Origin of the sequence: Candidatus Epulonipiscium sp. (assembly GCA_012519205.1) — a bacterium.
In the GTDB taxonomy this organism is placed as follows: Bacteria; Bacillota; Clostridia; order Lachnospirales; family Defluviitaleaceae; genus JAAYQR01.
Genome location: JAAYQR010000010.1, coordinates 75,594 through 92,274, shown reverse-complemented (window position 1 = coordinate 92,274; position 16,681 = coordinate 75,594). Strand labels below are relative to the sequence as shown.

At 34.7% G+C, this 16,681-nt stretch carries 20 protein-coding genes; all 20 read right to left on the bottom strand.

Going from position 1 to position 16,681, the window contains the following annotated elements:
- Position 1: 1 nt before the first annotated feature.
- Positions 2–1,459 carry a flagellar hook-length control protein FliK gene (locus tag GX308_02640; protein NLK20993.1) on the bottom strand — a complete coding sequence of 486 codons (1,458 nt, stop codon included), beginning with the start codon at positions 1,457–1,459 and terminating at the stop codon, positions 2–4.
- Positions 1,460–1,477: 18 nt separating this feature from the next.
- Positions 1,478–2,248: a ribonuclease HII gene (locus tag GX308_02635; protein NLK20992.1), complete on the bottom strand. Its 771-nt coding sequence runs from the start codon at positions 2,246–2,248 to the stop codon at positions 1,478–1,480.
- 22 nt (positions 2,249–2,270) lie between these two features.
- Positions 2,271–3,131: a ribosome biogenesis GTPase YlqF gene (gene ylqF / locus GX308_02630; GenBank protein NLK20991.1), complete on the bottom strand. Its 861-nt coding sequence runs from the start codon at positions 3,129–3,131 to the stop codon at positions 2,271–2,273.
- Positions 3,132–3,156: 25 nt separating this feature from the next.
- On the bottom strand, positions 3,157–3,693 hold the full coding sequence (gene lepB / locus GX308_02625) for a signal peptidase I (protein NLK20990.1): 537 nt from the start codon (positions 3,691–3,693) through the stop codon (positions 3,157–3,159).
- Between the two features lie 16 nt (positions 3,694–3,709).
- Positions 3,710–4,258, bottom strand: a complete 549-nt coding sequence (lepB, locus tag GX308_02620) for a signal peptidase I (protein ID NLK20989.1) — start codon at positions 4,256–4,258, stop codon at positions 3,710–3,712.
- Positions 4,259–4,281: 23 nt separating this feature from the next.
- On the bottom strand, positions 4,282–4,839 hold the full coding sequence (gene lepB, locus GX308_02615) for a signal peptidase I (GenBank protein ID NLK20988.1): 558 nt from the start codon (positions 4,837–4,839) through the stop codon (positions 4,282–4,284).
- Positions 4,840–4,890: 51 nt separating this feature from the next.
- Positions 4,891–5,235, bottom strand: coding sequence for a 50S ribosomal protein L19 (gene rplS / locus GX308_02610; GenBank protein NLK20987.1), 345 nt, complete (start codon positions 5,233–5,235; stop codon positions 4,891–4,893).
- A gap of 141 nt (positions 5,236–5,376) precedes the next feature.
- Complete coding sequence (gene trmD, locus GX308_02605; protein NLK20986.1) at positions 5,377–6,108, bottom strand: tRNA (guanosine(37)-N1)-methyltransferase TrmD; 732 nt, start codon at positions 6,106–6,108, stop codon at positions 5,377–5,379.
- Entirely contained in the window at positions 6,108–6,620 is a 513-nt protein-coding gene (rimM, locus tag GX308_02600) for a 16S rRNA processing protein RimM (GenBank protein ID NLK20985.1), read from the bottom strand. The genes trmD and rimM overlap by 1 nt, the downstream gene beginning before the upstream one ends.
- A gap of 86 nt (positions 6,621–6,706) precedes the next feature.
- On the bottom strand, positions 6,707–6,937 hold the full coding sequence (locus GX308_02595) for a KH domain-containing protein (protein NLK20984.1): 231 nt from the start codon (positions 6,935–6,937) through the stop codon (positions 6,707–6,709).
- 47 nt (positions 6,938–6,984) lie between these two features.
- Positions 6,985–7,230 (bottom strand): 30S ribosomal protein S16, encoded by a 246-nt coding sequence (rpsP, locus tag GX308_02590; GenBank protein NLK20983.1) that lies wholly within the window; start codon positions 7,228–7,230, stop codon positions 6,985–6,987.
- A gap of 32 nt (positions 7,231–7,262) precedes the next feature.
- Positions 7,263–8,597 (bottom strand): signal recognition particle protein, encoded by a 1,335-nt coding sequence (gene ffh, locus GX308_02585; GenBank protein ID NLK20982.1) that lies wholly within the window; start codon positions 8,595–8,597, stop codon positions 7,263–7,265.
- A 16-nt stretch (positions 8,598–8,613) separates the two neighbouring features.
- Positions 8,614–8,970: a putative DNA-binding protein gene (locus GX308_02580; GenBank protein ID NLK20981.1), complete on the bottom strand. Its 357-nt coding sequence runs from the start codon at positions 8,968–8,970 to the stop codon at positions 8,614–8,616.
- 90 nt (positions 8,971–9,060) lie between these two features.
- Entirely contained in the window at positions 9,061–10,107 is a 1,047-nt protein-coding gene (ftsY, locus tag GX308_02575; GenBank protein NLK20980.1) for a signal recognition particle-docking protein FtsY, read from the bottom strand.
- Between the two features lie 18 nt (positions 10,108–10,125).
- A complete protein-coding gene (smc, locus tag GX308_02570) occupies positions 10,126–13,710 on the bottom strand; it encodes a chromosome segregation protein SMC (protein ID NLK20979.1) in 3,585 nt (1,194 codons plus the stop codon).
- A 29-nt stretch (positions 13,711–13,739) separates the two neighbouring features.
- Positions 13,740–14,438, bottom strand: coding sequence for a ribonuclease III (locus tag GX308_02565; GenBank protein ID NLK20978.1), 699 nt, complete (start codon positions 14,436–14,438; stop codon positions 13,740–13,742).
- A 52-nt stretch (positions 14,439–14,490) separates the two neighbouring features.
- Positions 14,491–14,727: an acyl carrier protein gene (acpP, locus tag GX308_02560; GenBank protein ID NLK20977.1), complete on the bottom strand. Its 237-nt coding sequence runs from the start codon at positions 14,725–14,727 to the stop codon at positions 14,491–14,493.
- 70 nt (positions 14,728–14,797) lie between these two features.
- Positions 14,798–15,796 carry a phosphate acyltransferase PlsX gene (plsX, locus tag GX308_02555; protein NLK20976.1) on the bottom strand — a complete coding sequence of 333 codons (999 nt, stop codon included), beginning with the start codon at positions 15,794–15,796 and terminating at the stop codon, positions 14,798–14,800.
- Positions 15,797–15,896: 100 nt separating this feature from the next.
- On the bottom strand, positions 15,897–16,073 hold the full coding sequence (rpmF, locus tag GX308_02550; GenBank protein NLK20975.1) for a 50S ribosomal protein L32: 177 nt from the start codon (positions 16,071–16,073) through the stop codon (positions 15,897–15,899).
- 58 nt (positions 16,074–16,131) lie between these two features.
- The gene (locus GX308_02545; GenBank protein NLK20974.1) at positions 16,132–16,638 is read right to left on the bottom strand and encodes a DUF177 domain-containing protein; all 507 of its coding nucleotides are present in this window, start codon (positions 16,636–16,638) and stop codon (positions 16,132–16,134) included.
- Positions 16,639–16,681: the final 43 nt, after the last annotated feature.

Sequence of the window (16,681 nt, the reverse complement as noted above, 5' to 3'; positions counted from 1 at the left end):
TTTACACCCTCATATCAAAAGAATATCTTTTAGGTTCTTCTTGAGTTTCATTGTTTTTGCTAGAAAATTTCAATAGATTAAAAGGTTCTTTTATTTCTTGAAAAGTTATGGATTTTACTTTATACCCCTTGTCGGACAATGTCCTAATCAGTTCTCCCATATGGCTTTTTATTAGGTCCTTCGAGTCTATATTTTCCAATCTAAATTGACAATATAGTTCTTTGTCATTTTTTTGAACAAAGGCTTCCAAATGGCCTAGGCTATTTAAGTCAAGGGCTATAAGTGCAGATATGGTATTTGCATTTTTCCTAAGCTTTTTATTTTTTTGAAACACATACAATTCGGCTTGGGTATTATAATGATTTAACTTTATAGGTATTTGTATGAAAGATTCATATTTATTTAGGTGATTCATGAACTTCAGATTGTTTTTTATTTCTTCTGTGATTTTTGATGCTTTGCTAGTTTCAGGGGTTGGATTCTTTTTTAGTGCGTTTTCTATTTGGAGAAGGTATTGGTATAGTTTGTTGAGATTCTGTTTTATGATAAGGGGGTTTTTTAATTGCTCTACCGGTATATGAATATCATTTTTAAGTTCATTTAGCAATGCTTTGGGTTGAACTATAAAAGATTTCTTAGAATTATCTTTTTTATCTTGGAAAAACATTGATTTCAGTCCATTTTCTAAGTCATTTTCCACAGGATAGGATGGCATTTCTTGATTTTCCGGTAGGGGTTTAGCATTTTTGGCTATAAGGTTTAAACTCTCCCTTTCTTTTTCTAAATCCCAATAAGGTCTGTAGGGAATTTCTTTTTTATCCTCTGGTTGAATCTCCATTATATGGTTTAAGATGTCTTCTATGATATCTTTATCTTTGATATCATAGATATCATCAATTAGATTTTCAACTTGTTTTTGTAAGGATATTGTATGGTCTACATACCCGTTTAATAAAAAAATATTCTTTTGATTTATTTCCATATCGTTATTCATTAGAAATAGCAATTGTTCCAAGGACAAGTTAGGATTGCTCTTAAGAAGATAAGATACGGTTTGAAGGTGCTTACTGTCAATGGGAAGGTGCTTATCTAAAAGGTTTTCGACCATCGTTATATTGTCTGAATGGACTAAAAGATTTGCAGCATCTAGGGCATCTATTATAATATCGATTTTTGGGTTTTCATTTTGATTGGTAAGCATCTCCAATAAAATTTGCTCATTGGAATGGACTTGAACCTTAAAAAACATTGTTTCCCCTATTTTCATTTCTAGTATTTGATTTTGAAGTTTTGCTTCCATGGCAGTGCCATCATTTAATCGAAGCAATAGTTTTCCCTGCATAATATCTATGATTTGGGCCCTAAAGACTTCCCCAGGATGTAATTTAGAAAAGGACTTTTCATTTTTTGATAAGAGTTTGCTAAGGGAAGATAATTCGCCATATTGGTTTATTTTCATCAGAAACCACTCCAAAACTTATATATTCTGAGTAAAAGACTTTCTATGTATCGGACATAAGCCATATGCCTTGATGGCATCTATATGTTCTTTTGTACCATATCCCTTATTTTTAATAAAGCCATACTGGGGATAAAGCTCATGATAGGCATCCATCAATCTATCTCTGGTTACTTTAGCTATAATACTAGCAGCTGCAATGGAAATACTTCTTTCATCCCCTTTGATTATTGTTTGCTGTGGGATTAAGATATTTGGGATTTTATTATTTCCGTCTATTAATAGTATCTGGGGGGAAGTAGAAAGCCCTTTGATGGCCTCTTCCATAGCCTTATAGGTTGCTTGTAAAATATTAATGCAGTCGATTGTCTCAGGGCTCATAATGCCGATTCCTACAGCTAGGGCTTCTTTCTTAATTTTATCGAAGAATTCCTCCCTTTTAGTAGGGGAGAGCTTTTTCGAATCGTTAATGCCTAATATGCTGAATTTAGGAGGAAGAATAACAGCACAGGCGACAACAGGTCCTGCTAAGGGGCCCCTACCTACTTCATCGATTCCTGCTATAACCTGATAACCCTTTAAATAAAATGTCTTCTCGTACTTATTTAAATCTTGAATCCTTCTTAGTTCCATTTTATACTTTTTATATTTATTTTCATACCTTTTTATTAAATTTTGGACACCTTTTCTTGAATCTTCACTTATTTTTTCTAAAATGTTAGGAAGTTCCTCATAAGAAACTTCCTTTAGTATGTCCTCTATCTGTTTAATTGATTTTAATTTAGCCATGGAATTCTCCTGTTCTTCTCTTTTAAACTGTGGTATCCATCGGGGTTTCTAAAGTAATATTTCCTAATTTCCCTGACCTTAGTTCATCAAGGATGATTTGAGAAGCCCTATTATAATCAACTTCTCCTCCTGAAATTAAGAAGCCTCTTTTTTCTCCAATCTCTGTAAGAACTTCCATTGGGGGTTTTAAGTCTAATTCAGTAACTTTATATCTATTTTCTAGGGTGCTTGGAAATCTCTTGGTTAAAAACTTGATAAGTTCTAGGGATAGGGTTTTGGTATCTAATATTTCTTGTTTTATAGCCCCTGTAAAAGCTAATTTTATACCTACATCCATGTCTTCAAATTTAGGCCAAAGGATACCTGGGGTATCTAGGAGTTCGAAATCTTTTTTTAGTTTAATCCATTGTTTTCCTTTTGTTACGCCAGGGCGGTCTCCCGTTTTGGTACTAGCCCTTCCGACTAATTTATTTATAAAGGTAGATTTTCCTACATTGGGTATCCCGACTACCATTGCCCTGATGGGCCTAAAAATCCTTCCTCTTTTTTTATCATTTTCTAATTTTTCTTTTAGCATTGCTCTTGCCAAACGATCCACCTCCGGGAGGCCTTTGCCGTTTATGGAATTAATCGGTATTACCCCATATCCTTTTTCCTTAAACCAATCCATCCATTCCTTTGTTGCTTTATCATCGGCTAAATCACTTTTATTCATTACAATAATTCTTGGCTTGTTTTTAGCTAGTTCGTCAATATCCGGATTTTTACTACTAAATGGCACTCTTGCATCAACCAGTTCTATAACAACATCGATTAATTTTAAGTTATCGGCTATTAATCTTTTCGTTTTGGACATATGCCCGGGGTACCATTGTATATTCATTGTTTTCATTCTCCTCATTCATAATTTATTTGAGAAATCCAAAGGAGTTTAAGGGCCAAATTCGAAGCCCTGCTTTGGCAAATATCTGGTCCTTACTGACAGGCCCTGTGAATCTGCTGTCTTGGCTTACATTCCTATTATCTCCCATGACAAAAAATGAATCCTCCGGCACTATATATGGAAAATCAATAGTACCTAAAATACTTGTATCCATAGGCTCATTTAAATAGTCCTCTTCAAGAGGTACTCCGTTGATTAATACTTTGCCATCCCTCAAATCAATTTCTTCTCCAGGAAGGGCAATAACTCTTTTTATGAGATCAATCTTATCATGAAAAACAATGATATCTCCTCTTTCTGGATTTGTAAAATAGTAAGATAACTTATTAACGATAACATGATCATCTATTTTGATGGTGGGAATCATAGAGCCCGTGGGAATCACCGTATGGGCTAACACAAATTGCCTAATAAATAATGCAATAACGATTGCAATTAAAATATCACTACCCCAACTGATAACTTCTTTAAGAATATCGTGGGATTTACTTTCCTGGTTCATTTCCTCACTCCTGTATCTATTTTAAGTGCCCGATTTTACCTAAGGGCCACATTCTAAAAAAGGCTTTGCCACTGATTGATCCTAAAGGTACTAATCCTACTTCTTTATATCTGCTATCTAAGCTGATATTTCTATTATCCCCCATGACAAAACAATAATTCTTAGGGATGACTAAAGGAAACTGCATATTTCCGTCTATGAATTCATTCATCGGTTCTAGTATATATAATTCTTCTAGGACCTGATTGTTTAGATATACCCTTCCTGCCTTGATATCGATTGTATCTCCCTGAACTCCTATTACCCTTTTGATAAAGTATTGGGAGGGGTCCATTTGATATTCAAAGGCAATAATATCTCCATATTGTGGAGGTTTAAAACGATAAATGAATTTATTTACGATAACAGAATTTCCATCTTGGAGGGTAGGCTCCATAGAATCCCCAATGACTTGGGTATTTTGAAAAAGAAAGACCACAATAAATAAAGTGACTACCATTGCGATTAGTATATCTTTAAACCATTCTAACAATTCTGTTATTACCTTTTTTTTACTCTCTCTCATATGCCCATCCACTACCAATAATTTTATTTAATAAATCCTATTTGGTTAAAAGGCCACAACCTAATCACTGCGCGCCCTGTAATTTTTGATTTTTCGATAGTCCCGACATCCTGATATCTGCTGTCAGAACTTCTGTTACGGTTATCCCCCATAACAAAATATGTATCCATAGGGACTTTAAATGGGTAGGTGACTTCCCCCATGGTATACATGGGTTCAAGAAGATAATCTTCTTCTAATAATTCCCCATCAATATAAACAATGCCATCCCGAATATCAACCACTTCCCCCGGCAGACCTATAATCCTTTTAATATAATGCTTTGAAGGATCTCCTTTATAAGGGAAAACTATAATCTCCCCTTTTTTGGGATTTATAAAGCGGTATTCGAATTTATTAACAATTAATATATTACCGTCATATAAAGTGGGCTCCATAGAAGGGCCACTTACTTTTGTATTTTCAAAGACAAAGGTTCTTATGAAAACAACAACGGCAAGGATAAAAATAATATCTCTTATGAATTCAAATATCTCAGATTTAAAAAATGATTTATTTGTATTGTTTTGATTATCTTCCATGATTCACCTGCTTTCATATACACAAAAAGGGACTTATGAGTCCCTTTAGTATTAGATAATTTCTTTAACTTTTGCAGCTTTACCCACCCTGGTGCGGAGATAATTTAGCTTAGCTCGTCTTACTTTACCTCTTCTTGCTACTTCAACCCTATCAATATTAGGTGAGTGAAGAGGCCATGTTCTTTCAACACCAACACCATAAGAAATTCTTCTTACAGTAAAGGTTTCACGGATTCCCCCGTGTTGTTTTTTTAATACAATCCCTTCAAACATTTGAAGTCTTTCACGATTTCCCTCTTTAACCTTAGCATATACACGTACGGTATCCCCAACATTAAAAGGAGTTATATCGTCTTTTAATTGTTCATTTTCAATTGCTTTAATAATTTCGTTCATGAAGTACCCTCCTTCCATTATAGACGTTCATACTTATACATATAGCAGCGGAACGCCCGTACTCACAATTTAAAAGTATAGCATACAAAATAAATAATTGCAACGGGAAATTTAGAAAAATGGCAGACAGGTGTACCATTATTAGGTATTTTTGATTTTTTGTATATAAGTTCTATCTTCGTCGGTTAGGTCTGCTTTTTGTAGTAAATCCGGCCTTTTTTTATGGGTTCGAAGGATGGATTGCTCCCTTCTCCATTTCTCTATATTTGAGTGATGACCGGATAATAGGATATCGGGCACCTTTCTATCTTTGAAAATTGGTGGCCTTGTGTACTGGGGGTATTCTAATAAGTGGTTAGTGAAGGATTCTTCTTGGTAGGATTCTTCTTTTCCAAGAACCCCGGGAAGTAGTCTTGAGATGGAGTCTATAATAACCATTGCCCCTAGTTCTCCTCCGGTTAATATATAATCTCCGATGGATATTTCATCCGTTACTATTTCATCGATAACCCTCTGGTCCACTCCTTCATAGTGCCCACAGAGGATGATTATATTTTCTTCCCGGGATAATTCTTTAGCTAGGGCCTGGGAAAAGGTTTTGCCTTGGGGTGACATATATACCACCCTTGGTTTTATATTTTTTTGATTGATGATGCTTTTATACCCATTGTATATGGGTCCGGGCTGCATCACCATTCCAGCCCCGCCTCCATAGGGATAATCGTCTACTTGTTTATGTTTATTCCCGGCAAAATCCCTAATATTGATACACTCAATTTTAATCTTGTTTTGGGATTGTGCTTTTCCTATGATACTGTGGGACATGGTAGACATAATCATTTCAGGAAACAATGTCAATATATAAAAATTCATCACTCCCTCAATCCTTCCATCAAAGCCACAATCATTTTCTTTTCTTCTATGTTTATATTTAAAATGCACTGTTTTATAGCAGGAATAAGGATTTCCTTTTTATCTGTTTCGTTTTTTACAATATAGACATCATTGCTTCCAGTAAAAATAATGTCATTAATTTTGCCTAAATATTCATCTTCATCGGTGTAAACTTCCATGTCATATAAATCCCCAATGTAGTATTCATCTTCTTCTAAGGGAAGCGCCAGTTCTTTTGGAATTTTGATTATGGTGTTCTTTAAGGCTTCTCCATCGTTCATTGAAACTATTTCTTTTAATTTTAATATGACAAATTGCTTGTGATACCAGACTCTTTCAATTTCATATTTTATCAGTTCATTTTTCTTTTCTATATAAATACACTCTAAAAGTTCGAAACGCTTTGGGTCATCAGTGGTGGGGATTACCCTTAAATCTCCTTTTATCCCTTGAGTATTTACTATTTTTCCGATTTCTATATAATCAGGCATTTTTTCTTCTCCTTAATCATTGTGGGGTTTTATGGTGTATCTACAAAATAGAAAAAAAGGTTAGGAATTATCCCTAACCTTAAAACTTATTGTAAAATTTCGACAACCACATGTTTGTTTTCACGGATTGCTGCTGCTTTTACAACTGTACGGATTGCTTTTGCAATACGTCCTTGCTTTCCTATAACTTTGCCCATATCTTCCGAAGCAACGGTTAGTTCAAGAATGATAGAGCGTTCTCCTTCTACTTCATTTACCCTTACCTCTTCAGGGTTGTCTACTAAAGCTTTTGCGATCATTTCAACTAGTTCTTTCATTCATAACACCTCCGCTAAACCTTAAATGGATTTGCGTTAAATTATAACTATTGAAGTACATTAGCTTTTTTAAGTAAAGATTTTACTGTATCAGAAGGTTGAGCACCAGTTTTAAGCCATTTTTGAACAAGTTCTTCATTGACTTTTAGTTCTGCGGGCTCTTTAGTTGGGTCATAGTATCCAACTTCTTCAATAAACTTACCATCTCTTGGAGATCTTGAATCGGCCACAACTATTCTATAAAAAGGAGCTTTTTTAGCACCTATTCTTTTTAATCTGATTCTAACTGCCATGTGTTTTCACCTCCTTAAAAAATTTATCTATATTACATAAAAGGAAGTTTAAATTTTCCTTTTTTGCCTTTTGCCATATCTGAAAACTGTTTCATCATCTTTTTCATTTGCTCGAATTGTTTTAGAAGCCTATTTACTTCCTGCAAATTTCTTCCACTGCCGGCGGCAATCCTTTTCTTTCTAGAACCATTTAAAATGGAGGGATTTTTTCTTTCCTCTTTGGTCATGGATTGTACAATAGCTTCTACATGGGCAATCTCTTTTTCATCGACTTCCACATTCCCAAGTTTTTGCATGTTCATTCCCGGAATCATTCCTAATACTTGATTTAATGGTCCCATTTTTTTAACTTGCTGCATTTGTTCTAGGAAATCATCGAAGTCAAATTCCATTTTGCGAAGTTTCTTTTCTAAATCTAGGGCTTTCTTTTCGTCAAAATTTTGTTGAGCTTTTTCGATTAAGGTAAGAACATCCCCCATGCCCAATATACGGGATGCCATCCTATCTGGATGAAAGGGCTGTAAATCTTCTAACTTTTCCCCTAATCCTATATATTTGATGGGTTTATTGGTTACTGAGCGGACAGATAATGCTGCCCCACCCCTGGTGTCCCCATCTAACTTTGTTAATATTACTCCGTCAATACCCAGCTTTTCATTAAAACTTTCTGCTACATTCACTGCATCCTGACCTGTCATAGCATCAACAATGAGAAGAATCTCTTGAGGTTTTACGGTGTTTTTAATATCCTGTAGTTCATCCATAAGTTTTTCATCGATATGAAGTCGCCCTGCGGTATCAATGATTACCACGTCATTATGGTTGTCTTTTGCATGGGAAAGAGCCTTATTTGCTATATCTACAGGGCTTTTAGAATTCCCCATAGAAAACACAGGTACTCCTACTTGGGATGCTACAACCTCTAATTGCTTGATAGCTGCCGGTCGGTAAATGTCACAGGCAACAAGTAAAGGTTTCTTGCCTAATTTTTTTATTTGTGCTCCTAATTTGCCGGAGGTCGTTGTTTTACCTGCCCCTTGAAGGCCCACCATCATATAAACTGTCGGTGGGGTATTAGAGAAGGTAAGCTTGCTTTGGGTATTGCCCATCAAGTCAATGAGCTCTTCATGGACGATTTTTACAACCTGCTGGCCTGGAGTTAAGCTTTCTAGAACATCATGTCCCACTGCCCTAGCCTTTATTTTATTAACAAAGATCTTTACAACTTTAAAGTTGACATCTGCTTCTAACAGGGCAAGCCTTACTTCCCTAAGAGCTGCAGTGACATCTTTTTCTGTGAGTTTACCTTTGCTTTTTAGTTTTTTAAAAACATCTTGAAGCTTATCAGATAAACTTTCAAAAGCCATAGAAGGGCCTCCTAATTCATCCATTTAATATTTTATATGCCATATCCTTCATATCTTTAATCTGCATTAGTATTTTATCGGGATACTCTAGGTTTTTTTCTATTTCTTCCATTTTGTCAATCATTTTTTTGATTGAGTTATTGCTTTTAATAAATCTCTTGACCAATTGAATGGCATTTTCATACTGAAACAATAAAGTTTCACAGCGCTTTAAGGTATCATAAACCCCCTGCCTACTAATGCTAAATTGTTCAGCAATTTCTGCTAAGGATAAATCATCATGATAATACAATTCAAATATGTCTTTTTGTTTATCCGTTAGCAATCCCCCGTAAAAGTCATACAGAAGCGTGATTTCTAAAATATGTTCCATAAAATCACCCTTATATAAAATTTAAGGTGTAAAGCTTATATGCTTTACAGAGATATTCTATAGCATAGAAAGGGGTTTGTCAAGATTTTTTTAATTATTTTCTTCACCAAACAATGCCTTGGCAAATTCTTGGGGGTTAAAAGGCTGTAAATCATCAATACCTTCTCCTATTCCTATATATTTTACAGGGATATTCATTTCTTGGTTGATAGATACAATGATTCCCCCCTTAGCTGTCCCATCTAATTTTGTTAATATGATTCCTGTTATATCCGCCACTTCCTTAAATAATTTAACCTGTTGAAGAGCATTTTGTCCCGTGGTTGCATCAAGGACCAAAAGAACCTCTCTTCTTGCTTCTGGATATTCCCTGGTTATTATTCTGAATATCTTTTTTAGTTCCTCCATTAAATTTTTCTTATTATGGAGCCGCCCTGCGGTATCACATATCAATACATCTGTTTTCCTAGCTTTGGCTGCTTGAACAGCATCAAAGATTACGGCTGCAGGATCTGAATTTTCTTGATGGGAAATAACATCCACCCCAGCTCTTTCCCCCCATATTTCTAACTGATCTATTGCTGCAGCACGGAATGTATCTGCCGCAGCTAGGAGTACTTTTTTGTTTTGCTTTTTTATATTATAAGCAAGTTTTCCTATAGTTGTTGTTTTTCCTACCCCATTAACCCCTATTACTAAAATAACCACTGGCCCATCCTCAATGGAGATGGTAGAATCCCCTTTTTCTATAACCTTAGAAATTTCTTCTATTAATAATTGTTTCAGTTTTATTGTATCGGTAATCTTTTTTTCTTTTACTTCTTTTCTGAGGTTATCCATAATCTTTAAGGTTGTATTAACCCCAATATCAGCTATTATAAGAGCTTCCTCCAACTCTTCGTACAATCCTTCATCGATTTTTGTAAAGGATTTAAAAACTTGGTCTATACCGTCCATTATATTGTTCCTGGTTTTACTTAAACCCTTAACCAATTTGGTAAAAAATCCCGACTTAGGTTGGGAATCATGGGTTATTTCTTCTATTTCTTCTATTTCTTCTACTTCCTCTACTTCTTCTCGAATTTGGTTTTCCTCTTTTGGTTCATTCTCATCTTTTTTAAACCATTTTTTAAACATTCCCTTTTTCACTCCTTATTAGCTTGCTTCTTCATTTTCTTGTAAATCAGAAAGCTTTACCGATAGTAGTTTTGAAATGCCCTGCTCCTGCATTGTTACACCATATAGGGTATCGGCAGCTTCCATGGTTCCTTTCCTATGGGTGATTACAATAAACTGGGCATCCTTATCAAATTTACTAAGGTATCCTGCAAATCTATTTACATTGGCATCATCTAGGGCCGCCTCTATTTCATCCAATATGCAAAATGGGGAAGGTTTCATCTTAAGTATGGAAAATAATAAGGCAATAGCAGTTAATGCCTTTTCCCCTCCGGATAAAAGCATCATGTTTTGTAATTTTTTCCCTGGAGGTTGGGCAATGATTTCAATCCCTGACTCTAATACATTTTCCTCATCGGTTAGTTGGAGGTAGCCTTTCCCCCCTCCAAAAAGCTCTTTAAACACTTCGTTAAAATTATCAGATATGGTGGCAAAGTTTTGGGTAAACTGTTTTTCCATAGAGGTTGTTAATTCTTTGATGATGCTATAGAGTTTTTGTTCTGCGGAAAGTATATCTTGTTTCTGCTCTGACAAAAACTGATATCTTTCTTTCACCTTTTGGTTTTCAGAAATTGCATCCAAATTAATATTTCCTAAGCCTTTTATTAGATTTTTATACTCTATGGATTGCTTTTTCATTGTCGATACTGTGCCCATATCAGTTTTAAATTTTAGGGCAGAGTGGTAGGTCTGCTCGTATTCTTCCCAAATCGTATTATATAGATTTTCCTGTTCTAGTTTTAGCTTTATCTTTTTATTTTCTATCCTGTTGATTTCTTGTGTAAGGAGCTCCACATTTTCCGTGGTTTTATCCATGGCCCCTTCATATACATCTAGCTTGGTGGCCTTACTTTTCTTGGCTTCTTGTAAAGAAACTTGTTCTTCTAATTTCTTTTCTAGGGTTAAATCTAAGGTTTTTATTTCTTCTTTGTTTTTTTGTATTTCCTTTTTCTTTTCTTCTTTTTGTTCCTTATATGTCTTTATTTCTTTTTCTCTTTGTTCTTTTTCTAATGTTAGGGTTGTTATTTCTTTTTCTAATCGTTCAATATCCTGATATATATGATTTGTATCCTGTTGCAATGATGAAATTTCTATTCTTAATTTTGTTATTTCTTCTGCCAATGCATCCTTTGAGATTTTTTCCTCCTGCAAATTTAATTGATGGGATTCTATTCTTGAATGGATTTTTTCAATTTCATTATCCATTTCTTTTAACTGATTGCTTTTTTCTATTAAAGTTAAAGATGTCTCTTTATGTTGGATACCTAGCTGTTCCATTTCTATTAAAAGTTGTTTTTCCTTATCCTCTAACTGATTTATAAGCTCTTTGCATTGTTTTATTTCATGTGTTTTAGATAAAAGCCCCATATTTATTTCTTGTAATTTCTCTTTTTCCTTTTCTATCTTGCTTATGTTTAAATCCCTTAGATGTTTATGGTCTTCTAAATGCCTTTGGGTTTCTTTTATAGCTTCTATGAGTTTATTAAGTTCATGGGATAACTCTATTAATTCTCTGTTTCTTGCAAAGATATTGGAGGATTTTTGATAAATGCTTCCCCCAGTCATAGACCCCCCAGTATTTAAGATATCCCCCTCTAGGGTGACTATTTTATATCTATGCTTGTATTTTTTGGCTAAAGCTATACCATAATCGAGATTTGTGACCACTAGGACCCTTCCAAGAAGATAGGAAATGATATTATTATAAAAACTATCATAGGTTACTAAGGTGGAGGCGATTCCTAGTATTCCCTTTTCTTTTAGTAAGCTATCTTTCTCATTTCCCAATTCCCTAGCCCTTATGGCTGAATGAGGAAGAAACGTAGCCCTTCCTAATTGATTTTTCTTTAGGTATTCAATTGCATCTTTGGTGGCTTCTTCCGTAGTTGTAACTATGTTTTGCATGCTGCTACCTAAAGCTACTTCAATAGCTGTTTCATAGCCTCTAGGCACCTGAATTAATTCAGCCACAACACCGCAGATGCCGCCCCACGCCTTTGGATTATTTTGTTTTAATTTTAGAATACTTTTTACGCTTTTATTAAAACCTTCATATTCTTTTTTCATTTGGTTTAAAACTTGCTGTCTAGATTTATACCGATGCATTTTCTCGGTTAGGTTATTTAAGTTTATGGTTTCCCCATTAATTTTATGGGCTAAATGATGATTCATATCCGTTAGCTTATTTATTTGTTCCTCGGATTTTTGCTTTTGTAATTCCTGATCCTGCTGCAATTTATGTAAGGCTTTTAAATGTATTTGGCTTTCTTTGTATTGAGTCTGATTCTTAGCTTTTTCAGTTTTAATTTGTTCCTTGCGATTATCTAATTGCTCAATGGAGCCGGTTAGCTTTTGTATAATTGTTTTTATTTCAGAAGACTCATTCATTTTTTCAATGATATCAGATTTAAAATCTTCAATTTTTGTTTCGTTACTAGTTAGAAGGTGGGTAATTTCGTAGAAGTTATTTTCTTTTTCTTCTAAGAGGGCCTTTTTTGCTTTTAAGTTTAAGGAAAGGCCCCTAGATTTAACTGCAGCTTGTGTTTTTTCATCCTCCACTACCCTTTTTTTGCTATCCACCTTACTACATTCGTCCTGTAATCTTTTTACATTAAGGAGGCAATGTTCAATTTGCTGTTGTATGACCTTATTGCTGCCCCCTGTTTTTTCGATGGAGGTTCTAAGTTCTAGAATCTCATTTTGAGTTTGGAATATCTTATTTTCAATCTCCTCTAAGGCCCTTTTTAGGCAAGTACATTCTTCTTTTTGCTTAGTTTGTACTTCCTTTTGCTTATTAAGTTCTTCCTTGTTTATGGAAAAACTACCTTCAAGGGAAGATAGTTCTTCCTTTAGAAGGTCCGCCTCCTGAATAAATAAATTTAGTTCAACCTCTTTTAATTTTTCCTTGATATCAAGATATTGTTTTGCCCTTTCTGCCTGAATGGACAAAGGTTCAATTTGTTTCTCTAGCTCTAAGATAATGTCCCTGACCCTTATGAGGTTTTGTTTCTCTAATTCGAGCTTTTTTTCCGCCTCTTGCTTTCTGCTTTTATATTTTACAATTCCCACTGCTTCTTCAAATAAAAACCGCCTATCTTCTGGTTTTGTACTGAGTACTCTATCAATCTGACCTTGTCCTATTATGGAATATCCTTCTTTTCCTACCCCCGTATCCATGAACAATTCATGGATGTCTTTTAAACGGCATGAGGTCCGATTGATAAAATATTCACTTTCCCCGGAACGATAGACCCTTCTAGTGACAGTTACTTCCCCATATGAAATCGGTATCTTTCCATCAGAGTTATCTAAGGTAATAGAAACTTCGGCAAATCCCAAGGGTTTTCTATTTTGGGTACCCGAAAAAATGACATCTTCCATCTTTGCCCCCCTAAGGGTTTTTGGGCTTTGCTCTCCTAAAACCCATCTGACAGAATCAGCAATATTGCTTTTTCCACTGCCATTGGGGCCTACAACAGCGGTAATCCCCTTATTGATATCCAATTTTAAATAATCTGCAAAAGATTTAAATCCCTGTATTTCTAATCTTTTTAGATTCATAAATTTCACCTCATAAAAAGCATAAACAATTAATTTTTCTGTAATGCATTGTAAGCTGCATTTTGTTCTGCTTCTTTTTTACTTCTGCCCTTGCCTGTACCTAATACAATGGCATGATGCCTTACTTCTACATAAAATTCTTTATTATGGTCCGGTCCTATTTCATCTATAATACAATATTCGAGGGGTTCTATACTAGTTTTTTGCACTTCCTCCTGTAAAAGTGTTTTGTAATCCATGTACATATTATTATTTTTTATCAATGGAATTGAGGGAATTAAAAATCTTTGTATAAATTTAGTAGCTTGTTCCATTTGTCCATCAAGATAAATTGCCCCAAGGACTGCTTCAAATGCATCTGCCAAAATAGAGGCTCTTTTTCTTCCCCCGGTAAGTTCTTCTCCTTTCCCTAGATATAAAAACTTTCCTATATTAAGTTTAAGGGTCGTATTTGCTAAGGAAGGCTCACAAACAATAGTTGCCCGCAATTTCGTTAGCTCACCCTCCGGCATATGGGGATATAGATTGAAAATATAATCACTGATAATTAAATCCAATATAGCATCTCCAAGAAATTCCAATCGTTCATTATTTGGAATACTTAACTTCTTATTCTCATTGGAATAGGAGCTATGGGTTAGAGCTTCTAATATCCACTTTTTATCCTCAAATGAATATTTAATAATCCCTTCAAAACTTTCAACTGCCTTTGGATTTGGTTTTTTCATACTCTCACCTTCATATTTTTACAATAATAACAAAAGTCCTTTTAAAGGACTTTTATTCGCCAGAAGCTGTATTTTTAATATATTCTACGGCATCTTTCACGGTATTAATCTTTTCTGCGTCTTCATTTGATATTTCTATATCAAATTCTTCTTCTAATGCCATTATAATTTGAAATATATCCAAGGAATCTGCGCCTAAATCATCTTGGAAAGAAGTATCTTCGGAAACTTCCGATTCTTGAATATTGAGTTGTTCAGCAATGACTTCCTTAACCTTTTTAAGTATCATTTAATCACCCTTCCAGTTTTTATACTTTGATAATAGTATATACTACCAAAACCGTCAATATGAAAATGTGTTATTGATTAATTCTTTGTTCTATTTGCTCTACTATCTTTTGCTCTTTAAATTGAATCCCTTGACAAATAGCGCTAAAAATAGCTTTCGAATTAGAACTTCCATGGGCTTTTATTACCAAACCCTGTAGTCCTAACATAGGAGCCCCTCCATATTCAGTATAATCAAAACGATGCTTGATTCTTTTAAATGCAGATTTAGAAAGCAACGCCCCTATTTTTGATAAAGTGCTTCCCATAAGTTCTTCCTTGATTATATCAAATAAGGAAAGCCCAAAGCCTTCGGTATATTTTAGGATAATATTGCCTGTAAAAGCATCACAAACAATAACATCGGCCCTACCGTAGGGAATATCTCTTGCCTCTATATTACCCATAAAATTAATATCCAATTCTTCCATTAAGGAGTACGCTTCTTTCGTTAATTGATTTCCTTTTTCTTTTTCTACACCAACATTGATAAGTCCGACTTTTGGATTGGAAACGCCCATAATATTTTCCATATATATGGAACCCATTTGTGCAAACTGGGATAGATAGGAAGGCTTAGAATCCATATTTGCCCCACAGTCAATTAATAAGGAAAAACCTGTTTTGTTAGGTATCAAAGGTGCAAGGGCAGGCCTTTCTACCCCCTTTATTCTTCCTACTAGGAATGTCCCCCCCGCTAAAAGGGCTCCCGTGCTTCCCGCTGATATAAAGGCATCTGCTTTTTTATCCTTAAGCAAATTTAATCCCACTACCATGGAAGAGTCTTTTTTCTTTCTTATGGCAATAACCGGCGCCTCCTCCATGTCAATAACTTCCGAGGCATGAACGATGGATAGTTTAGACGGATCGTAGGAATAACTTTTTAACTCCCTTGCAATTTTACTTTCGTCCCCAACTAAAATAATTTCTATATCCTTTTGGTTTACTGCCTCTATAGAACCCTTAACGATTTCAAAAGGGGCATTATCTCCCCCCATTGCATCAATGGCAATAATAGCTTTTTTCCCCATGGTATCCTCCTCTTCCCATATCCATTCATTAAATGGTTATAGATAAGTTTTGTATAAAACTTTATATGAGAAAAGACAGCAAAAGCTGTCTTTATAAGTTTTATTCTACATCTAATACTACTTTCTTGTTGTATGTTCCACAAGCTTTACATACTCTATGAGGCATCATTAATTCTCCACATTTTGGACATTCAACTAGATTTGGGGAAGTTAACTTCCAATTTGCTCTTCTTTTATCTCTTCTAGATTTAGAAGATTTCCCTTTTGGTACTGCCATTTCTACACCTCCTTACCCATGATTAAAGTTGCTTAAAACTTATCATGAAGTGAAAGATTTATTCTGAATCCTTAAACAATGTTTTTAGGGCTGAAAACCGTGAGTCTAAAAATTCCTCTTTACAATCACAGGTATGTTCATTAAGATTTTGACCACATTCTGGACAAAGTCCTTTACATTCTTCATTACACACTACTTTCATCGGCATATTAAGTAAAATTACACCGGTGAGAATAGGTGTTAAATCTATTTCACTTCCATTAAAACCATGAATTTCTTCTTCATCATCAAAGGGCAGTTCTTTTTTAAATCTTTCAGTAACCCTTATCGATAAAGGTGTCTTAACTTGTGTCATACAACGATCACAGTACAACTTAAAAAGGACTTCAAGATTTCCATCTAAAAAAAGTATATCTCCATCCTTAATCATTGTACCATTAAACTCAACAGGTTTTAATAATTGTATCTTTCCATTTTTGGATTCTATAAAATCAAAGTCCTCTTTAAAGGATAATTCCATAGTATCCTCAGGAATCTTCATAATTCTAGACACATCCAGTATCATATTATCACCCCTGTAGGCTCACTCTTGATATTATACATACAGG